Origin of the sequence: Pseudoxanthomonas koreensis, from assembly GCF_010093225.1 — a bacterium.
Lineage (GTDB): Bacteria > Pseudomonadota > Gammaproteobacteria > Xanthomonadales > Xanthomonadaceae > Pseudoxanthomonas > Pseudoxanthomonas koreensis.
Genome location: NZ_PDWM01000001.1, coordinates 165,445 through 181,532, shown reverse-complemented (window position 1 = coordinate 181,532; position 16,088 = coordinate 165,445). Strand labels below are relative to the sequence as shown.

Annotated in this window: 13 protein-coding genes; 12 read left to right on the top strand and 1 reads right to left on the bottom strand. The window is 70.8% G+C overall.

What is annotated here, in order from left to right; translation table 11 throughout:
* Positions 1-67 precede the first annotated feature (67 nt).
* The 10 genes from CSC64_RS00770 (at position 68) to recJ (ending at position 11,936) form a co-directional block, all read left to right on the top strand.
* Positions 68-952, top strand: a complete 885-nt coding sequence (locus tag CSC64_RS00770; protein WP_238389698.1) for an FKBP-type peptidyl-prolyl cis-trans isomerase — start codon at positions 68-70, stop codon at positions 950-952.
* A 17-nt stretch (positions 953-969) separates the two neighbouring features.
* A complete protein-coding gene (locus tag CSC64_RS00765; RefSeq protein ID WP_162433404.1) occupies positions 970-2,337 on the top strand; it encodes a UDP-glucose dehydrogenase family protein in 1,368 nt (455 codons plus the stop codon).
* 17 nt (positions 2,338-2,354) lie between these two features.
* On the top strand, positions 2,355-2,597 hold the full coding sequence (locus CSC64_RS00760) for a SlyX family protein (protein WP_162433456.1): 243 nt from the start codon (positions 2,355-2,357) through the stop codon (positions 2,595-2,597).
* 54 nt (positions 2,598-2,651) lie between these two features.
* Positions 2,652-3,356 carry a DUF2058 domain-containing protein gene (locus tag CSC64_RS00755; RefSeq protein ID WP_162433403.1) on the top strand — a complete coding sequence of 235 codons (705 nt, stop codon included), beginning with the start codon at positions 2,652-2,654 and terminating at the stop codon, positions 3,354-3,356.
* A 53-nt stretch (positions 3,357-3,409) separates the two neighbouring features.
* On the top strand, positions 3,410-4,138 hold the full coding sequence (gene dapB, locus CSC64_RS00750) for a 4-hydroxy-tetrahydrodipicolinate reductase (RefSeq protein ID WP_162433402.1): 729 nt from the start codon (positions 3,410-3,412) through the stop codon (positions 4,136-4,138).
* Between the two features lie 187 nt (positions 4,139-4,325).
* Positions 4,326-5,510 carry a glutamine-hydrolyzing carbamoyl-phosphate synthase small subunit gene (carA, locus tag CSC64_RS00745; RefSeq protein ID WP_162433401.1) on the top strand — a complete coding sequence of 395 codons (1,185 nt, stop codon included), beginning with the start codon at positions 4,326-4,328 and terminating at the stop codon, positions 5,508-5,510.
* A gap of 1 nt (position 5,511) precedes the next feature.
* Positions 5,512-8,754, top strand: coding sequence for a carbamoyl-phosphate synthase large subunit (carB, locus tag CSC64_RS00740; protein WP_162433400.1), 3,243 nt, complete (start codon positions 5,512-5,514; stop codon positions 8,752-8,754).
* Positions 8,751-9,227, top strand: coding sequence for a transcription elongation factor GreA (greA, locus tag CSC64_RS00735; protein ID WP_162433399.1), 477 nt, complete (start codon positions 8,751-8,753; stop codon positions 9,225-9,227). The genes carB and greA overlap by 4 nt, the downstream gene beginning before the upstream one ends.
* A gap of 2 nt (positions 9,228-9,229) precedes the next feature.
* Positions 9,230-10,186, top strand: a complete 957-nt coding sequence (locus tag CSC64_RS00730; RefSeq protein WP_162433398.1) for a phosphoglycerate mutase — start codon at positions 9,230-9,232, stop codon at positions 10,184-10,186.
* A 1-nt stretch (position 10,187) separates the two neighbouring features.
* Positions 10,188-11,936: a single-stranded-DNA-specific exonuclease RecJ gene (recJ, locus tag CSC64_RS00725; RefSeq protein ID WP_162433397.1), complete on the top strand. Its 1,749-nt coding sequence runs from the start codon at positions 10,188-10,190 to the stop codon at positions 11,934-11,936.
* 35 nt (positions 11,937-11,971) lie between these two features.
* Here recJ and CSC64_RS00720 read toward each other — a convergent pair whose 3' ends face one another.
* On the bottom strand, positions 11,972-13,168 hold the full coding sequence (locus tag CSC64_RS00720; protein WP_238389692.1) for an acyltransferase family protein: 1,197 nt from the start codon (positions 13,166-13,168) through the stop codon (positions 11,972-11,974).
* Positions 13,169-13,322: 154 nt separating this feature from the next.
* On the opposite strand from CSC64_RS00720, the gene CSC64_RS00715 reads away from it, so the two are divergent.
* Entirely contained in the window at positions 13,323-14,204 is an 882-nt protein-coding gene (locus CSC64_RS00715) for a LytTR family DNA-binding domain-containing protein (RefSeq protein ID WP_162433396.1), read from the top strand.
* A gap of 261 nt (positions 14,205-14,465) precedes the next feature.
* A complete protein-coding gene (locus CSC64_RS00710) occupies positions 14,466-15,983 on the top strand; it encodes a fumarate hydratase (protein WP_162433455.1) in 1,518 nt (505 codons plus the stop codon).
* The last annotated feature ends 105 nt before the right edge of the window (positions 15,984-16,088 follow it).

Below are 16,088 nucleotides of genomic sequence, written 5' to 3'. Positions count from 1 at the left end.
CAGGGAACAAACCCAGATGAACAACCGCATGCGCGGCGCCGTGGCGTCGCTGGTGATCGGAGCGAGCATGATGGCAGGCACGGCCGTGGCGCAGGACAGGGCTTCGCTGCAGACCGAGAAGGAAAAGATCAGCTACGCCATCGGCCTGGACGTGGCCCGTTCGTTCCAGCCGGTCGCCAAGGACGTCGATTTCGCCGCGATGCAGAAGGGCCTGGACAACGCCCTGGCCGGCGGCAAGCCGCTCCAGTCCGAAGAGCAGGCGCAGGCCACCCACGCCGCGCTGCAGGCCGCGCTTGCCGCGCGCTCGGGCCAGCGCGTCCCCGGCCAGCCGCCGGGCAGCGAGCCGGCCGTGCCGGCCAGGGACCAGGTCGGGCTGCTGCTGGGCGAGCGCATGGTCGGCCCGTCGCTGGCGCCGATGAAGGACGAGATCGACGCGGCGGTGCTGATGCAGGCCGTGCGGACCGCGCTGTCCGGCAGCGGCACCGCGCTGATGACCGAGCAGGAGGCCCAGCAGACCCTGCAGGGCTACCTGGCGCGCAAGCAGGGCGCCGTGGGCGACAAGAACCGCACCGATGGTGCCGCCTTCCTGGCCAAGAACCGCAACGAGAAGGGTGTGCTGACCACGCCGTCGGGCCTGCAGTACATGGTCCTGCGCGAAGGCAGCGGCCCGCGTCCGCTCGCCAGCGACACCGTGCGTGTGAACTACGAGGGCAAGCTGCTCGATGGCACCGTGTTCGACAGTTCCTACCAGCGCGGCGAGCCGGCCGAGTTCGGCCTCAACCAGGTGATCGCCGGCTGGACCGAGGGCCTGGGGCTGATGCCGGTGGGCGCGAAGTACCGCTTCTGGATTCCGTCCGAACTGGCCTATGGCACGCGCGGCGCGCCCGGTGGCCGGATCGGCCCGAACTCCACCTTGACCTTCGACGTCGAACTCCTCGGCATCCTTCCGTAAGCAGAGGAGGCGGCCGCATGCGCGTCGCGATCTTCGGCACCGGCTACGTTGGCCTGGTGACCGGTACCTGCCTGGCCGAGGTCGGCCACGACGTGGTCTGCGTGGACGTGGACGCGGCCAAGGTCGAAGGCCTCTCCCGTGGCGTGGTGCCGATCTACGAGCCGGGCCTGGAGCCGATGGTCAAGGCCAACCACGCCGCCGGCCGGTTGCGCTTCACCACCGACGCGGCCGTGGCGCTGGCCCATGGTGAGATCGTGTTCATCGCCGTGGGCACGCCGCCGGACGAGGACGGCAGTGCCGACCTGCAGTACGTGCTGGCGGTGGCGCGCACCATCGGCCGCCACATCGAACGGCCGGTGGTGGTGGTGGACAAGTCCACCGTGCCGGTGGGCACGGCCGACCGGGTGCGCGCCGCGATCGCCGCCGAGCTGGAGGCGCGCGGGACCGAGGTCGCGTTCGAGGTGGTCTCCAACCCCGAATTCCTCAAGGAAGGCGATGCGGTCGCCGACTGCATGCGCCCGGAGCGGATCGTGGTCGGAGCCGACAGCCCGGCCGCGGTGGCGCGGCTGCGGCGGCTGTACGCGCCGTTCAACCGCAACCGCGACCGCTTCGTGGTGATGGACGTGCGTTCGGCCGAGCTGACCAAGTACGCGGCCAACGCGATGCTCGCGACCAAGATCAGTTTCATGAACGAGGTCGCCAACATCGCCGAGCAGGTGGGCGCGGACGTGGAGGCGGTGCGCCGCGGGATCGGTTCGGACCCACGCATCGGCTGGCATTTCATCTACCCCGGCGCCGGCTACGGCGGATCGTGCTTCCCCAAGGACGTGCAGGCGCTGGTGCGCACGGCGCGGCAGCACGGCTACGAGGCGCAACTGCTGGAATCGGTGGAAGCGGTCAACGAGCGGCAGAAGGGCCATCTGTTCGAGCTGGTCCAGCGCCATTACGATCGCGGCGAGGACGAAGGCGTGCGCGGCAAGGTGTTCGCGCTGTGGGGCCTGGCGTTCAAGCCCAACACCGACGACATGCGCGAGGCTTCCAGCCGGCGCCTGCTGGCGCAACTGTGGGAGGCGGGGGCGACGGTGCGTGCCTACGACCCGGAAGCGATGGACGAGACGCGGCGGATCTACGGCGAGCGCGACGACCTGGTGCTGTGCGCCTCGGCGCAGGAAGCGCTGGACGGCGCCGATGCCTTGCTGGTGGTGACCGAGTGGAAGGAATTCCGCAGCCCGGATTTCGAACGGCTGCACGCGGCGCTGGGCGACGCGGTGGTGTTCGACGGGCGCAACCTGTACGAGCCGGAGGAGATCGAGGCCGCGGGCCTGGCCTATTACGGCATCGGCCGCGGCCGTTCGGTGCGGGTGTCGCGGGAGTCGCGGGCATGAGTCCGGCGCAGATGGAGATGCCGGGCCTGGCCGGCGGGACGCAGGTTCCCGCGGATGTCGAGCAGCGCCTGGTGGAGCTGGAAACGCGGCTGGCCTTCCAGGAACAGGCGATGGTCGAGCTCAGCGAGGCGCTGGCCGAGGCGCGGCTGGAGCGCGCGCGCAGCGACGCGCTGCTGCAGGCGGTGCTGGCCGACCTGCGCGGACTGCGCGGGGCGCTTTATGCCGATCCGGGCAGCGAGCCGCCGCCACCGCATTACTGATTTCTTCCGACCCTCCGGCCGCATCGCGGCCGCCGACCCGTCCCCCGATCGATCATGACCGACAGTCTCCGCGACCAGCTGCTCAACCTCGGCTTCAAGTCCGCACCGGCGCCCGAACGCGGGCCGAAGGAGGCCAGGCGCCCGCACGGCGGCAAGGGTGGCAGGAGTGGCCCGGAGCAGGGGCGCGGCGGGCCGGGGCGCAATGACGCCGGGCAGGGCAAGGGCGGGCCGCGCCCGGGTGCCCGGCGCGAGGGCGGTGGCCGCCAGGAGCAGCGGCATGGCGAAGCAAGGCCTGGAAAGGGGCGCGGCGCGGGCGGACCGTCGCGCGGCGCCGCGGAGATGGACCTGGGCAAGGCGTTCGCGCTGCGCGCGCAGCAGGAAAAGCGCGAGCGGATCGAGGCCGAGCAGCTCAAGCAGGAAGAGGCGCGCCAGCGGCGTGAGGCGCGGGCGAAGCTGGAGGCCCTGCTGCAGGGCAAGGCGCTCAACGATGCGGCGGCGGAGATCGCGCGGCATTTCGAGTACGGCGGCAAGATCAAGCGGATCTACGTCACCGCGGAGCAGCTGAAGGCGCTCAATGCCGGTGGGCTGGGGGTGGTGCAGCTCAATGGGCGCTACCTGCTGGTGGAGGCGGCGGTCCTGGCGGATGCGGAGGCGGTGTTCCCTGCGGCGGTGGCGCTGAAAGTGGATCCGTCGGCGCCGGCTGGCGACGATCCGTACGCCGATCCGCGCTACCAGGTCCCCGTCGACCTGGTCTGGTAACGCCGCGGTCCTTCTTGCCCCCTGGGCGCCCGCCCGGCTAGCCTCGTCGCCCTATGGACCCCACACCCCTGCGGATCCTCATCCACGGTGCCTCCGGGCGCATGGGCCAGGCGCTGCTGCGCCTGGCGGCCGAATCGCCGGAGGCGTGGCAGGTGGTCGCGGCGGTGACCCGGCGTGCGCCCGCGCAGCGGGTGGTGGAGGGAGTGCCGTTCTTCGCCGCGGGCGAGCTGGGCGGGGTGCCGGAGTTCGATGTGGCGATCGATTTCAGCCTGCCGGAGGGGTTCGACCCGGTGCTGGCGCTGTGCGTGGCGCGCGGGCGCGGGCTGGTGTCGGGGACGACGGGGCTGGAGGCGACGCAGCGGGCGGCGCTGGAAGCGGCGGCGGGTGCGATCCCGCTGCTGTGGGCGTCGAACTTCAGCGTCGGGGTGGCGGTGCTGCACGAGCTGGTGGAGCGTGCGGCGCGGGCGTTGCCCGGCTGGGACTGCGACATCGTCGAGTCGCACCACGTGCACAAGAAGGATGCGCCGTCGGGCACCGCGCTCACCCTGGGCGAGGCGGCCGGGCGGGGCGGGGCGCAGCCGCGCTATGCCAGCCTGCGGGCGGGCGACATCGTCGGCGAGCACCTGGTCCAGTTCGCGGGCCAGGGCGAGCGGGTGGAGTTGGTCCATCGCGCGACCAGCCGCGACATCTTCGCGCGCGGTGCGCTGCAGGCAGCCTCGCGCCTGGCGGGGCGGGCGCCAGGCCTGTACACGATGCGCGGGCTGCTGTTCGAAGAGGGCTGAACGGCCGGTCGTTGCCGCATTCAGGGAGGCCTCCGCGGCGTTTCCTTTTGGGGGCTTCGCCGGTACAATTCCCGCTCGCCTGTTACCCCACGCCCCGGACCGGAGAGACGCCCGTCCGCGGTTTTCTGCAGCCCGGCGTTTCGCGCGCCGGGCCGGCGACAGGGCCCCCCATCTCAAGGCGAACGACGTGACCCAACCCGCAATTCTCGTCCTCGAAGACGGCACCGTGTTCGAGGGCGAATCCACAGGCGCCAGCGGCCTGTCGGTCGGCGAAGTGGTGTTCAACACGGCCATGACCGGCTACCAAGAGATCGTCACCGATCCCTCCTATGCCCGACAGCTGGTCACCCTGACCTATCCGCACATCGGCAACACCGGCTGCACCGGCCAGGACGACGAGGCCGCGAAGGTCTGGTCGGCCGGGCTGATCGTGCGCGACGTGCCGCGCCGCCCCAGCAACTGGCGCAGCGAGGTCTCGCTGCAGGACTGGCTGGCCGCGCGCGGGGTGGTCGCCATCGCCGGCATCGACACCCGCAGGCTGACCCGCATCCTGCGCGAGCGCGGCGCCCAGAACGGCGCGCTGATGGCCGGTGACGACGTCGACGTGGAGAAGGCGCTGGAAGCGGCGCGCAAGTTCCCCGGCCTCAACGGCATGGACCTGGCGAAGGTGGTGAGCACGGAAAAGCCGTATCCGTGGACGGCCGGCCAGCTGGACCTGGACCGCAATGAGTTCGTGGCCTTGGGCAGCAAACGCATTGAAAAGTCCGCGCATGGAAGTGCGGGCTCTTGCGAGGGACACGCATACAAAGTGGTCGCGTATGACTTCGGGGTGAAGACCAACATCCTGCGCATGCTCGCCGAGCGCGGCTGCGAGGTCACCGTGGTCCCGGCGCAGACGCCGGCGGCCGAGGTGCTGGCGCTCTCGCCCGACGGCGTGTTCCTGTCCAACGGCCCGGGCGACCCGGCGCCGTGCGACTACGCCATCGCCGCCATCCAGGAATTCGTGGCGAAGAAGATCCCGCTGTTCGGCATCTGCCTGGGCCACCAGCTGCTGGCGCTGTCCGCCGGCGCGCGGACGCTGAAGATGGCCCACGGCCACCACGGCGCCAACCACCCGGTGATCGACCTGGCCAGCGGCCGGGTGATGATCACCTCGCAGAACCATGGCTTCGCGGTCGACGAGGCAACCCTGCCGGCCAACGTGCGCGTCACCCACCGTTCGCTGTTCGACGGCACCAACCAGGGCATCGAGCTGACCGACGCGCCCGCCTTCAGCTTCCAGGGACACCCGGAAGCCTCGCCCGGCCCGCACGATGTCGCACCGCTGTTCGACAGGTTCGTCGCGCTGATGTCGAACCCGGAGAAGAACTGAGATGCCAAAGCGCACCGACATCAAGACGATCCTGATCATCGGCGCAGGCCCGATCGTCATCGGCCAGGCCTGCGAGTTCGACTACTCCGGCGCGCAGGCCTGCAAGGCCCTGCGCGAGGAGGGCTACCGGGTGGTGCTGGTCAACAGCAACCCGGCCACGATCATGACCGACCCGGACACCGCCGACGCGGTGTACATCGAGCCGATCAACTGGCAGACGGTCGAGAAGATCATCGCCAAGGAAAGGCCCGATGCACTGCTGCCGACGATGGGTGGCCAGACCGCGCTGAACTGCGCCCTGGACCTGGCCGACCACGGCGTGCTGGAGAAGTACGGCGTGGAGCTGATCGGCGCCAAGCGCGACGCGATCCGCATGGCCGAGGACCGCGAGCTGTTCCGGGTGGCGATGGGCGAGATCGGCCTGGAATGCCCGAAGGCCGAGGTCGCGCATACGCTTGAAGAGGCGCTCGACATCCAGACCCGCGTCGGCTACCCGACCATCATCCGCCCGAGCTTCACCCTCGGTGGCAGCGGCGGCGGCATCGCCTACAACCGCGAGGAACTGGTCGAGATCGTCAACCGCGGCCTGGAACTGTCACCCACCACCGAGGTGCTGGTGGAGGAATCGGTGCTGGGCTGGAAGGAGTTCGAGATGGAGGTGGTCCGCGACACCGCGGACAACTGCATCATCGTCTGCTCGATCGAGAACCTCGACCCGATGGGCGTGCATACCGGCGACTCGATCACGGTCGCCCCGGCGCAAACCCTGACCGACAAGGAATACCAGCGCCTGCGCGATGCCTCCATCGCGGTGCTGCGCAAGATCGGCGTGGACACCGGCGGTTCGAACGTGCAGTTCGGCATCAACGCCCAGACCGGCCGCGTGGTCGTGATCGAGATGAACCCGCGGGTGTCGCGATCGTCTGCGCTTGCCTCCAAGGCCACCGGCTTCCCGATCGCCAAGGTCGCGGCCAAGCTGGCCGTGGGCTACACCCTGGACGAGCTCAGGAACGAGATCACCGGCGGCCTGACCCCGGCCTCGTTCGAGCCGACGATCGACTACGTGGTCACCAAGATCCCGCGCTTCGCGTTCGAGAAGTTCCCGCAGGCCGATGCGCGCCTGACCACCCAGATGAAGTCGGTGGGCGAGGTGATGGCGATGGGCCGCACCTTCCGCGAGTCGGTGCAGAAGGCGCTGCGCGGGCTGGAGACCGGCAAGGTCGGCTTCGACCCGACCGGCCTGGACCTGGCCGACGAGGACGACCTGGCCACGCTGCGCCGCGAGCTCAAGGCGCCGGGCCCGGAGCGCCTGTTCCACGTCGCCGACGCGTTCCGCGCCGGCATGAGCGTGGAGGACATCCACGCGCTGTCGTTCATCGACCCGTGGTTCCTCGACCAGATCGAGGAGATCATCGGGGAAGAGAAGCGGCTGGCCGCCGACGGCCTGGATTCGCTGGATGCCGCGCGCCTGCGCAAGCTCAAGCGCGACGGCTTCTCCGACGCGCGCCTGGCGCAGCTGGCCGGTACCAACGAGGCCGGTATCCGCGCGCTGCGCCGCGCGCTCAAGGTCAAGCCGGTGTACAAGCGCGTCGACTCGTGCGCGGCCGAGTTCGCCACGTCCACCGCCTACCTGTACTCGACCTACGAGGACGAGTGCGAGGCCGCGCCGACCGGCCGCGACAAGATCATGATCCTCGGCGGCGGCCCCAACCGCATCGGCCAGGGCATCGAGTTCGACTACTGCTGCGTCCATGCCGCCCTGGCCCTGCGCGAGGACGGCTACGAGACCATCATGGTCAACTGCAACCCGGAGACCGTGTCCACCGACTACGACACCTCCGACCGCCTGTACTTCGAGCCGCTCACGCTCGAGGACGTGCTGGAGATCGTCGAGCTGGAACAGCCCAAGGGCGTGATCGTGCAGTACGGCGGGCAGACCCCGCTGAAGCTGGCGCGCGCGCTGGAGGCCAACGGCGTGCCGGTGATCGGCACTTCGCCCGATTCGATCGACCTGGCCGAGGACCGCGAGCGCTTCCAGCAGCTGGTCGACAGCCTGGGCCTGAAGCAGCCGCCCAACCGCATCGCCCGCAACGCCGAGGAGGCGCTGGTCCTGGCCCGCGAGATCGGCTATCCGCTGGTGGTGCGCCCGAGCTACGTGCTCGGCGGCCGCGCGATGGAGATCGTCTACGGCGAATCGGACCTGGCCCGCTACGTGCGCGACGCGGTCAAGGTGTCGAACGATTCGCCGGTGCTGCTGGACCGCTTCCTCGACAACGCGGTGGAGGTCGACGTCGACCTGATCGCCGACTCCACCGGCGCCACCCTCATCGGCGGCGTCATGGAGCACATCGAGGAGGCCGGCGTGCATTCGGGCGACTCGTCCTGCTCGCTGCCGCCGTACTCGCTGTCGGCCGCGACCCAGGACGAGCTGCGCCGCCAGGTGGTCGAGCTGGCCAAGGCGCTCGATGTCGTCGGCCTGATGAACACCCAGTTCGCGATCCAGGCCAATGAGGACGGCAGCGACACCGTCTACCTGCTGGAAGTGAACCCGCGCGCCTCGCGCACCGTGCCGTTCGTGTCCAAGGCCACCGGCGTGGCCCTGGCCAAGATCGCCGCGCGCTGCATGGCCGGTCGCTCGCTGGTCGAACAGGGCGCGACGAAGGAAGTGGTGCCCGACTACTACTCGGTGAAGGAAGCGATCTTCCCGTTCGCCAAGTTCCAGGGCGTGGACCCGATCCTGGGCCCGGAAATGCGCTCCACCGGCGAGGTGATGGGCGTGGGCCGCAACTTCGGCGCGGCGATGGCGCGCGCGCAGGAAGCCGGCGGGATCAAGGCACCGCAGCCGGGCAAGGCCTTCGTCTCGGTCCGCGACCCGGACAAGAAGCGGGTGCTGCCGGTGGCGCAGGCGCTGCTCGAGCGCGGTTTCAGCCTGGTCGCCACCCGCGGCACCGCGGCCTGGCTGCAGGAACGTGGGGTGGAATGCGAGGTGGTCAACAAGGTCACCGAGGGCCGCCCGCACATCGTAGACTCGATCAAGAACGGCGAGATCGCCTACATCGTCAACACCACCGAGGGCCGCGCGGCGATCGCCGACTCGTTCTCGATCCGGCGCGAGGCGCTGCAGCAGCGCGTCACCTATTCGACCACCATCGCCGGGGCCAAGGCCCTGGTGCATTCGCTGGAATATCGCGGCACCGGCCCGGTCTGGTCGCTGCAGGAACTGCACAGGGAGCTGCAATCGTGAGGGCACCGATGACGCTGAAGGGCGCGCAGCGCCTTCGCGAGGAACTGGACCACCTCAAGTCGGTGAAGCGGCCGGAAGTGATCGCCGCGATCGCCGAGGCGCGCGGCCACGGCGACCTCAAGGAGAACGCCGAGTACCACGCCGCGCGCGAGCAGCAGGGCTTCATCGAGGGGCGGATCAAGCAGCTCGAGGGCGAACTCTCGCATGCCGACCTGATCGACGTGGCCAAGCTCAACGCCGGCAGCAAGGTGGTGTTCGGCGCGACGGTGACCCTGGCCGACGTGGAGACCGACGAGGAAGTGCGCTACCAGATCGTCGGCGACCTGGAGGCCGACATCAGGCAGGGCCTGATCGCGATCTCCTCGCCGGTGGCGCGTGCGCTGATCGGCAAGGAAGAGGGCGATGCGATCGTGATCGATGCGCCGGGTGGCAAGCGCGAGTACGAAATCGCCGGCGTGGCCTACCTCGGCTGACGATGGCGACGATCACCCTGCTGCTGCCGGAGCGGACGCGTTTGCCGGGTCCGTTGCCGGCGGCGACCGGCGGGGTGCTCGCGCGCGCCGACCGCGATGACGGCGAAGCCGGCGTGCGCGCGCAGCTGCGCCGCCACTTCCGCCTGGTCCCGGACCACTGGCCGGTCGCGGCGCTGACGCGGCTGGTCGATGCCGGCGGCGACACCGGCGGCGAAACCTGGCTGCGCGCCGACCCGGCGTACGTGGCCCCCGACATCAACGGCGCGCGGCTGCTCGGCTGCGGCGAGAACGTGGGCCTGGACGCCGACGACGCGTGGGCGTTCCTGCCGGCGCTGCGGCCGCTGTTCGGCGACGCAGGCTTCCAGCTTGACGCGCCGCATCCATCGCGCTGGTACCTGCGCCTGCCCGCGGGCACGCAGCTGCCCGAAATGCCGGGGCCGGACGAGGCGCTGGGCTGCGACCTGTTCCCCATGTTGCCGCAGGGCGACGACGCGGCCGCGCGTCGCTGGCGCGCGCTGTTCACCGAGACCCAGGTCGTGCTGCACCAGCATCCGCGCAACCGCGAGCGTGCCGCGCAGGGCCGCACTGCGGTCAACGCGCTGTGGTTCTGGGGTGCCGGCCGCCTGCCCGATGCGGTGCAGTCGCGCTACCTGCACGTGCGCAGCCAGGACCCGCTGCTGCAGGGCCTTGCACGGCTGGCGGGCGCGGCGATCGCCACGCCCGAAGCGGCAAGCGCGGCCGCCGCCGGCGACAGCCTGCTCGACCTGCGCCGCCTGCGCAGCCTGGACCTGTTCGGTGCGCAGGTGCTGCCGCCGCTGCTGCAGGCGATGGCGCGGCGCGAGTACGACGCGCTGGAGCTGGATTTCGAGGACGGCGCGCGCTTCCGCCTGCGCCACGGCCAGCGCCGCTGGCAGTTCTGGCGCCGGCCAATGGCCGCGCTGGCCGCGCCGGCGGACTGAGATGGCGCCACCGCGGATCGTGCGCCGCGCCGGTGCGAATGTGGGCGAAGACGTGGGCGTGGCCGGGCCCGATGCGATCCCGCCGCTGCTGCGCCGGATCTACGCCGCGCGCGGTGCGCACACGCCGGAGCTCGCGCGCCCGCGCCTGGCTGGCCTGCTGCCGCCCGATGCGCTGCACGGGCTCGATGCGGCCACCACGCTGCTGCAGCGGGCCATTGCCGAAGACCGCCACATCGTCGTGGTGGGCGACTTCGACTGCGACGGCGCCACCGCCTGCGCCACCGGCGTGCGCGGCCTGCGCATGCTCGGCGCGCGGCGGGTCTCGCACGCGGTGCCCAACCGCATGGTCCACGGCTACGGCCTGTCGCCGGCGCTGGTCGACGAGCTGGCCGCGCTGCAGCCGGAGCTGCTGCTGACCGTCGACCATGGCATCGCCTGCCATGCCGGCATCGAAGCGGCGCGCGCGCACGGCTGGCAGGTCGTGGTCACCGATCACCACCTGCCGGGTCCGCGCCTGCCGGCGGCCGATGCGATCGTCAATCCGAACCTGCCTGGCGATGCGTTCCCGAGCAAGGCGCTGGCAGGCGTGGGCGTGGTGTTTTATCTGCTGCTCGCCTTGCGGAGAAGGATGCGCGATGCCGGCGCCTTCGCGTCGGGTGCCTTCACCTCGGGCGAGCCCGACCTGTCCGGACTGCTCGACCTGGTCGCGGTCGGCACCGTTGCCGACCTGGTGCCGCTGGACGCGAACAACCGCACCCTGGTCGCCGCCGGCCTGCGTCGCCTGCGCGCAGGGAAGGGTTGCGCCGGCCTGCGCGCGCTGGTCGAGGCCAGCGGCCGCGACGCGTCGCGGCTGACCGCCGCCGACATCGGCTTCGCCATCGGCCCGCGCCTGAACGCCGCCGGCCGCCTGGAGGACATGGCGCTGGGCATCGAATGCCTGCTCACCGACGATCCGCAGCGCGCCCGCGAACTGGCCGGCACGCTGGAGCGGATCAACGCCGAGCGCCGCAACGTGCAGCAGGACATGACCGATGCCGCCGAAGCGGCGCTGTCGCGCGCCCGCCTGGACGAAGGCGAGCCGCCGCTGGCACCTTGCCTGTTCGACCCCGGCTGGCATCCGGGTGTGGTGGGCCTGGTCGCCTCGAAGATCAAGGAGCGGCTGCACCGCCCGGTGCTGGCCTTCGCCCCGGCCGAGCCGGGCAGCGCGACGTTGCGCGGTTCGGCGCGCTCGATCCCCGGTTTCCACATCCGCGACGCGCTGGCCGCGGTCGACAGCGCGCACCCTGGACTGGTCGAGCGCTTCGGCGGCCACGCCATGGCCGCCGGCCTGACCCTGGCGCAGGCGCACCTGCCCGCGTTCGAGCAGGCCTGGCAGGCCTATGCGACGCAGGTGCTCGACGCCGGCCTGCTGCAGTCCGAACTGCTCAGCGACGGCGAACTGCGTCCGCAGGAATTCGACCGCTTCCACGCCGAGGCCCTGCGCGACGGCGGGCCGTGGGGGCAGGGCTTCCCGGAGCCGCTGTTCGACGGCCTGTTCGAGGTGCTGGACTGGCGCGTGGTCGGCGAGCGGCACCTCAAGCTGACGCTGCGGCATCCGGACCGGCGCGAGCCGCTTTCGGCGATCCATTTCGGTGGCTGGCAGGGGCAGCCGCCCTCAGGCCATACGCACTTGGCGTACCGGCTGGTCGCCGACGACTACCGCGGCGGGCAGGCGATCCAGCTGGTGGTGGAGCATCGCGCGCCGGCCTGAGGGGCGCAGCGCGCATGCCCTGCGCCACCTCGGCGTCATGCGGCTTCCTGGCGATCCTCGAGCCGTGGCGCGCCGGTGTGCGAAGCGGCGCGCTTCAATCCGAACAGCGGCCACATCCAGCCGATCCTGCGGACGAGTGCGTAGGCGGCGAAGCACAGCGCGAACGTGGCGAGCACCAGCAGCGGTCCTTCCAGCAGTACCGGCAGGTCCAGTGGCCGCAGGTACACGGCCAGCAGCACGATCACGGTCTGGTGGAGGATGTAGACCGGGAACACTGCTTCGGCCAGCCAGCGCCGCGCCGGGCTGTCGCCGGGTGCATGACGGCGCGCGAAACCCAGGATCGCCACGATTGCGCCCCACTGCTGCACCGACCACAGCAGGCGCTGCAGCCAGCGCAGCGGCTCCGGTGGCGGTACGCCGTCGCTGTAGTGGCCGAAGTACCAGGCGATGAACAGCCAGCTGCCCAGCGCCGCGGCCAACGCCGGCCATCGCGCCGCCTCGATCCGCTCCCACAGCGGCCCCGGCCGGGCGATGGCGATGCCGAGCAGGAACAGCGGCAGGTACTGGGCGTGGTTGTACCAGTCGTCGACCAGGGCGTGGGTCGACTCGAAGCGCCCGACCAGCAGCATCCGCGCCAGGACCAACCAGGCCAGAGGCCAGAGCAGTCCGTCCGGTCGCGCGAGCAGCGTGCGCAGCCGTTCCACCGCCGCCGCACAGGCCTTCGGGGCGAAGCGCAGCAGCGCCCAGGCGACCACCGTGTAGCACCACAGGTAGGCGACGAACCACAGATGGTTCCAGGTCGGCAGGTCCAGGCAGTCGCCGTCGCGGCAGAACGAGCCGTCGCCGGCCAGGTAGCGCGCCCAGAACGCCAGGTAGCCGTCGTGGTAGCCGCCGGGCAGCTTCTCCACCACCTCGAAGTAGGACTGCGGCGGAACGATCACCAGCATGCCGAACAGCAGCGGCAGCAGCAGCCGCCACGAGCGTGGGCCGAGGAAGCGGGCGCCGTCGCGCCGGCAGCGCTCCCACAGGAAGGCGGTGGCCGCGCCGGACACCAGGAACAGCAGCGACAGCCGCCACGGCGAGGCCAGCAGCATGAACGGCTCCAGCGCCGGGCCGGCGTGCGGACTGTTCACGTGCCAGTCCCAAGTCACGTAATACATGCCCACGTGGTACAGCACGAGCACGCCGAAGGCGCAGATGCGGATCCAGTCGAGGTCGTAGCGGCGTTCCATCGGGGCGCTCGGTGGGGTGGGGCGCCCACGATGCGCGCGGACGGAGCGTTGCGGCCGCGAGCTGGTGACCGGTGGCGGGCCGCCGGGGACGAACCGCGGACCGCGGTGACGGGCGGGTTGGGGCCGCCGTGGCGCGCCCCTTAGAATGCGCGGCATGTCCGCGCGCCGTCCCACGCCCTACGAACGCTACCTGCCCTGGCGCCGCTGGGTCGAGGTCGGCTTCTGGGTCGGGCTGACCGTGGTGAATGCGATCGCCAACAGCTTTACGGTGGTCACAGACATCCGCAAGAACGACCTGCCGTACGCGACCTGGGAGCCGGTGGTCTGGGAATGGTCGAGCGGGCTGATGTGGCTGGCCCTGGCTTGGCCGATCGTCTGGTTCAGCCGCCGCTTCCCGATCCACTGGGACAACTGGCCGCGGCAACTGCCGTGGCACCTGCTGGCCAGCGTGGTGGTGTCGCTGGTGCACGTGCTGGGCATGGTCGGCCTGCGCACGCTGGCCTACGCCAGCCAGGGCCAGGCCTACGACTTCGGCGACTGGCCGCGGGAACTGTTCTACGAGTACGTCAAGGACGTGCGCACCTACGTCGGCATGGTCGTGCTGATCAGCTTCTACCGGCTGCTGCTGCGGCGCCTGCAGGGCGAGGCCAGCCTGCTGTCGGAGCCGGACGAGGGGCCGCCGGTCGAGCCGCTCGACCGTCCCGAACGCTTCCTGGTGCGCAAGCTCGGCCGCGAGTTCCTGGTCGCCGCCGGCGACATCGAATGGCTGCAGGCCTCCGGCAACTACGTCAACCTGCGCGTGCGCGGCCACGACTACCCCCTGCGCAGCACCATCGCCGGGATCGAGGCGCGGCTGGACCCGCGGGTGTTCGCCCGGGTCCACCGCAGCTACATCGTCAACCTCGGCCAGGTCGCCTCGATCGAGCCGCTGGACGCCGGCGAGGCCCGCCTGCACCTGAAGGACGGCACCGTGCTGCCCTGCAGTCGCCGCTACCGGCAGGAACTGCGCGGGCGAATCGACGGCGTCGCCGCCTGAACCTTCCCGAAGGTCGCCGTGTCGCGCCGTAGAGCGGGGCTTGCCCCGCTGCTCGAGGGTCGCGAAAGGGCAGGAGCAGCGGGGCAAGCCCCGCTCTACGGGAGGCGGGCGTGGCGGAGCGGGCGTGCTACCTGGTGGAACGGCCCGTACCGTTCCTGCGGGCCGGCCGCGACCCCGGCATGGCCTAAAATGGGCGGGTTCCCCGCCCGCCATGAGCCAGCCGTGACCGCTTCCCCCGCCAACGCCCCGTCGTCCGCCCCGGTGTCGATCCGCCAGGAGGACCTGATCCAGTCCGTCGCCGACGCGCTGCAGTACATCAGCTACTACCACCCGGTCGACTACATCCGGAACCTCGCCGCCGCCTACGAGCGCGAGGAATCGCCGGCGGCCAGGGACGCGATGGCGCAGATCCTGATCAACTCGCGGATGTGCGCCGAGGGCCACCGCCCGATCTGCCAGGACACCGGCATCGTCACCGTGTTCCTCGAGATCGGCATGCAGGTGCGCTGGGACGACGCGACCATGGGCGTGGAGGACATGGTCAACGAGGGCGTGCGCCGCGCCTACAACCATCCGGACAACAGACTGCGCGCCAGCGTGCTCGCCGACCCGGCCGGCACGCGCCGGAACACCCGGGACAACACCCCGTCCGTGGTCAACGTGAAGATCGTCCCGGGCAATACCGTGGACGTGATCGTCGCGGCCAAGGGCGGCGGTTCGGAGGCCAAGAGCAAGTTCGCCATGCTCAACCCGTCCGATTCGATCGTCGACTGGGTGATGAAGACGGTGCCGACCATGGGCGCCGGCTGGTGCCCGCCGGGCATGCTCGGCATCGGTATCGGCGGCACCGCCGAGAAGGCGATGCTGCTGGCCAAGGAAGCGCTGATGGAGCCGATCGACATCACCGACCTCAAGGCCCGCGGCGCCTCCAACCGGATCGAGGAGCTGCGCCTGGAGCTGTACGACAAGGTCAACGCGCTGGGCATCGGCGCCCAGGGCCTGGGCGGCCTGACCACCGTGCTCGACATCAAGATCAAGGACTACCCGACCCACGCCGCCAACCTGCCCGTGGCGCTGATCCCGAACTGCGCCGCAACACGCCACGCGCATTTCACCCTCGACGGCAGCGGTCCGGTCACGCTGGATCCGCCCTCGCTCGAAGACTGGCCGAAGCTGACCTACAACCCGCAGAACGCACGCCGGGTGAACCTCGACACGATCACCCGCGAGGAAGTTGCCACGTTCAAGCCGGGCGAGGTGCTGCTGCTCAACGGCAGGCTGCTGACCGGCCGCGATGCGGCGCACAAGCGCATGATCGACATGCTCAACCGCGGCGAGAAGCTGCCGGTCGATTTCACCAACCGCTTCATCTACTACGTCGGCCCGGTCGACCCGGTGCGCGACGAGGTGGTCGGCCCGGCCGGCCCGACCACGGCCACGCGCATGGACAAGTTCACCCGGCAGATGCTCGAACAGACCGGCCTGCTGGGCATGGTCGGCAAGTCCGAGCGCGGCGACGCGGCGATCGACGCGATCCGCGACAACAGGGCCGTGTACCTGATGGCGGTGGGCGGTTCGGCCTACCTGGTGTCCAAGGCGATCAAGGCCAGCCGGATGCTGGCGTTCGAGGACCTGGGCATGGAGGCGATCTACGAATTCGAGGTCAGCGACATGCCGGTGACCGTGGCGGTGGACGCCACCGGCGAGTCGGTGCACAAGACCGGCCCGCGCGAATGGCAGTCGCGCATCGGCAAGATCCCGGTGATCGTCGAAGCCTGACGGCACGCCCATCGCCGCGTGATGCCATGCCCTTCGCGGGATGGCGCCGCCCTCCGCGGGATGGCGCCATGCCCTTCGTAGAGCGGGGCTTGCCCCGCTGCCCCT

Bases quoted from the DNA above. Each gene is read 5' to 3' on its own strand.
- CSC64_RS00770 (WP_238389698.1), top strand. From the start codon at position 68: ATGATGGCAGGCACGGCCGTGGCGCAGGACAGGGCTTCGCTGCAGACC.
- CSC64_RS00765 (WP_162433404.1), top strand. From the start codon at position 970: ATGCGCGTCGCGATCTTCGGCACCGGCTACGTTGGCCTGGTGACCGGT.
- CSC64_RS00760 (WP_162433456.1), top strand. From the start codon at position 2,355: ATGCCGGGCCTGGCCGGCGGGACGCAGGTTCCCGCGGATGTCGAGCAG.
- CSC64_RS00755 (WP_162433403.1), top strand. From the start codon at position 2,652: ATGACCGACAGTCTCCGCGACCAGCTGCTCAACCTCGGCTTCAAGTCC.
- dapB (WP_162433402.1), top strand. From the start codon at position 3,410: ATGGACCCCACACCCCTGCGGATCCTCATCCACGGTGCCTCCGGGCGC.
- carB (WP_162433400.1), top strand. From the start codon at position 5,512: ATGCCAAAGCGCACCGACATCAAGACGATCCTGATCATCGGCGCAGGC.
- CSC64_RS00730 (WP_162433398.1), top strand. From the start codon at position 9,230: ATGGCGACGATCACCCTGCTGCTGCCGGAGCGGACGCGTTTGCCGGGT.
- recJ (WP_162433397.1), top strand. From the start codon at position 10,188: ATGGCGCCACCGCGGATCGTGCGCCGCGCCGGTGCGAATGTGGGCGAA.
- CSC64_RS00720 (WP_238389692.1), bottom strand. From the start codon at position 13,168: ATGGAACGCCGCTACGACCTCGACTGGATCCGCATCTGCGCCTTCGGC.
- CSC64_RS00715 (WP_162433396.1), top strand. From the start codon at position 13,323: ATGTCCGCGCGCCGTCCCACGCCCTACGAACGCTACCTGCCCTGGCGC.